This window comes from Trueperaceae bacterium (assembly GCA_031581195.1).
Lineage (GTDB): Bacteria > Deinococcota > Deinococci > Deinococcales > Trueperaceae > SLSQ01.
Genome location: JAVLCF010000133.1, coordinates 1 through 2,756 on the forward strand (window position 1 = coordinate 1; position 2,756 = coordinate 2,756).

At 77.0% G+C, this 2,756-nt stretch carries 3 protein-coding genes; all 3 read left to right on the forward strand.

Annotated elements, in window-relative coordinates; all coding sequences use genetic code 11:
* The coding region (locus RI554_10195; GenBank protein MDR9392385.1) for a uroporphyrinogen-III synthase at positions 1–626 on the forward strand (626 nt) is incomplete at its 5' end.
* Positions 623–1,654: a porphobilinogen synthase gene (gene hemB / locus RI554_10200; protein ID MDR9392386.1), complete on the forward strand. Its 1,032-nt coding sequence runs from the start codon at positions 623–625 to the stop codon at positions 1,652–1,654. The genes RI554_10195 and hemB, both read left to right, overlap by 4 nt.
* On the forward strand, positions 1,651–2,756 hold a 1,106-nt coding region (locus RI554_10205; GenBank protein ID MDR9392387.1), incomplete at its 3' end, for a HAMP domain-containing sensor histidine kinase. The genes hemB and RI554_10205, both read left to right, overlap by 4 nt.

The following is a 2,756-nucleotide window of genomic DNA, read 5'->3' on the forward strand; positions in this document are numbered from 1 at the left end:
TCGTCCGCGTCCCCCTCGTCGACACCACGCCGCTCGACGACCCCGCGGCGGCCCGCGCCCTGCGCGACCTCGCCTGGCGGCTCTACCCCAGCCGCAGCGCCGTCGAGGCGTGGACGCGGCAGGGCGTCGGTTTCCAGGACCGCGCGCGCGTCGCCGCGGTCGGGCCCGGCACCGCCGCCGCGCTCCGCGCGGCCGGCGCCGACGTGGCCTTCACCCCCACCCGGGCGACGGGCGAGGCGCTCGCGAAGGAGCTCCTCGCCGCCCCCCACGGCCCGCGGCGCGGCGACGTCGTCGGGCTCGTCCGGGGCGACCGGGGTCGCGCCGACGTCAAGGGGATCCTGCAGCGCGCCGGGGTGGTCGTGCGCACCGCGACGCTGTACGCGACGCACGCGCGGGCGTGGCCCGACGACGTCCGCGCCGACGCGGTCGTCCTCGCCTCGCCCTCCGCCGTCGCCGCGCTGCCCGACGCCGTCGCGCGCGCCGCGACGCTGGTCGCGATCGGTCCGACGACCGCCGCCGCCCTCCGCGACCGCGGCCTCGCCGCCCGCGAAGCGGCGGAACCGACCGAGGCCGGCGTCGTCGAGGCGCTCCGCGCCGACCTGGCGGTCGCGGGAGGGGCGTCGTGAGCGCCGGTCCGACCCGCCCGCGGCGGCTGCGGACGACGCCGGCGATGCGCGACCTCGTCGCCGACGTCCGCCTCCACCCGTCGAACCTGGTGTGGCCCACGTTCGTGCTGCCCGGGGAGGGCCGCACCGAGCCGGTGGCGTCCCTCCCCGGCGTCCAGCGCTACAGCGTCGACCGGCTCCTGCCGGAGCTCGAGCGGGCGCACGCCGCCGGCGTGCGCGCCGCGATGCTGTTCGGCGTGGTCGGCGCGGACGCCAAGGACCCGCACGGGACCGCCGCCGCCAACCCCGACGGGCCGGTCCCGCGCGCCCTGCGCGCCGCCCGCGCGGCGTTCGGGGACGACCTGGTCCTCATGAGCGACGTGTGCCTGTGCGGCTACACCGACCACGGGCACTGCGGCGTCCTCGCCCCGCCCCGCCCGGGGGCGGGCGTCGCGCAGGTCGCGAACGACGCGACGCTGCCCCGCCTCGCGGAGATGGCGGTCCGCCACGCGGAGGCCGGCGCGGACGTCGTCGCCCCGAGCGACATGATGGACGGCCGCGTCGCCGCGATCCGTGCCGGCCTGGACGCCGCCGGCTTCGACGCGACCGCGATCCTGTCGTACGCCGTGAAGTACGCCTCGGCGTTCTACGGACCGTTCCGAGAGGCGGCGGGGTCCGCGCCGCAGGGGACGCTCGACGGCCCGCCCGCACCGCACGACCGCCGGACCTACCAGATGGACCCCGCCGCGTCGCGCGCCGCGGACGTCGAGGTCGCCCTCGACGCCGCGGAGGGCGCGGACCTGCTGATGGTGAAGCCGGCGGGGCCGTACCTGGACGTGATCCGCCGCGTGCGCGATGCGACGTCGCGACCGGTGGCGGCGTACCAGGTGTCGGGCGAGTACGCGATGCTGGAGGCGGCCATCCGTGCGGGCGTCCTCGAGCGCGAGCCGGCCCTGACGGAGTCGCTGCTGGCGCTTCGGCGGGCCGGCGCCGACCTGATCCTGAGCTACCACGCCGTCGCCGCCGCCGAGGGAGGCTGGGGCGCGTGACCCGCCGTTCCCCCCGCCGCCCCTCGCGCCGCGTCGCGACCCGCATCGCCTTCGCGGTGATCGTGACGTTCGTGCTGGCGCAGGTGACCTGGTGGTTGGTGTTCCAAACCCGCCTCCTCGACGCCGCCGCCGAGGAGCGCGCGGCGGCGTGGGCCCGCGACGTCACGACCGCCAACGAGGTGCTCGTGCGCAGCCCCGGGGCGCTGGAGGAGCTGCTGGCGCGCTACCCGCACCTCCGCCGCGTGCCCGGCGACGGGCGGCCGGTGGTCGCGATCGATCCCGCCGCCGCCGCCGCGGCGCGCGAGGAGGCCGCCGGGCAACGCCGCATGCTGGCGTTCGAGGGGCCGTTCTTCGCCGTCGTGATCCTGTTCATGTTGGCGTTGATCGCCGGCAGCCTGCGCACCGAACGCGAACTGAAGCAACGCCAACAGAACTTCCTGAGCGCCGTCACGCACGAGTTCAAGACCCCCATCGGGACGTTGCGGTTGCTGCTGGAGACGCTTCGCTACCGCGACGTCCCCACCGCGAAACGCGCGGACTACCTCGCGCGCATCGACGGCGAACTCGCGCGCCTGGAGAAGACCAGCGACGAGGTGCTGGCCGCCGCGCGGCTGGAGACGGCCGGCGGCCCGCCGGTCCTCGAGGCCGCCGACCTCGGGGACGCCGTGCGCGGCACGGTCGAGCGGTTGCGGGGCGGCCTCGAGGCGCGCGGCGCGGACCTCCGCGTCGAACCGTTCGAGGGGCCCGCCCCCGTCAGTTTGGCGCAGGAGAGCTTCGCGTTGGCGCTCGGCAACCTGCTCGAGAACGCGCTGAAGTACACGCCGGGCGACGTCAAACGCATCGGGGTGCGCATCGACGCGAGCGGCGACCCGCTGCGGGTCCACGTCGACGACGCCGGGCCCGGCGTGCCCGCCGGCGAGCGCGGCAAGATCTTCGACCGCTTCTACCGCGCCGGCGACGAAATGACGCGCACCAGCGCCGGGGTCGGGCTGGGCCTGCACCTGGTGCAGAACGCCGTGCAGACGATGAACGGGTGGGTGAGCGTGAGCGACGCCCCGACGGGCGGCGCGCGCTTCACGATCCACCTGCCCCGCCGCGTCGG